The 568-nt window shown below is 57.7% G+C and carries 1 protein-coding gene; it reads left to right on the forward strand.

Going from position 1 to position 568, the window contains the following annotated elements; translation table 11 throughout:
• Positions 1-98: 98 nt before the first annotated feature.
• The gene (locus BK660_RS30805; RefSeq protein ID WP_007920416.1) at positions 99-359 is read left to right on the forward strand and encodes an accessory factor UbiK family protein; all 261 of its coding nucleotides are present in this window, start codon (positions 99-101) and stop codon (positions 357-359) included.
• Positions 360-568: the final 209 nt, after the last annotated feature.

Below are 568 nucleotides of genomic sequence, written 5' to 3' on the forward strand. Positions count from 1 at the left end.
ATCCGTCCGCCTGCGCGAAAAGCGTGCATCCCTGACCACGAGATTGACTATAGACACTGCGTGATACACTGCCGGCCATTGTTTCCAGGACATCCACCATGCTCGCGCCCAAAGACTTCCTCGACGCCCTGAGCGGCACCGCCTCCCGCCTCTTCAGCGGCGACACCCCGCTGCCGAAAGCCGAAATCGAAAGCCAGTTCAAGATGCTGCTGCAAAGTGCCTTCAGCAAACTCGACCTGGTCAGCCGTGAAGAGTTTGATAGCCAGATGGTTGTGTTGGCGCGCACTCGCGCCCGACTTGAGAGTCTCGAAGCCAAGGTTGCCGAGATGGAAGCCAAGCTGACGCCACCCGCTGAATAATCCGCTCCCCCTGTAAGAGCTGCCGAAGGCTGCGATCTTTTGATCTCCACCCCTTCAATCTTCTCGGCAACTTCCTACAACTTGCACCACCGCCGTCCGATTGCGCCGAAAAGCCCAGGTTTCTAAGCTCATCCGATGCTGAATGTTCAGCACCGGGTTTGGCGACCCGAACAGCTTAAGGCGCACGACAACCATGATGGCGGCTACAT

It is taken from the genome of Pseudomonas brassicacearum, assembly GCF_003732265.1.
Classification (GTDB): domain Bacteria; phylum Pseudomonadota; class Gammaproteobacteria; order Pseudomonadales; family Pseudomonadaceae; genus Aquipseudomonas; species Aquipseudomonas brassicacearum_D.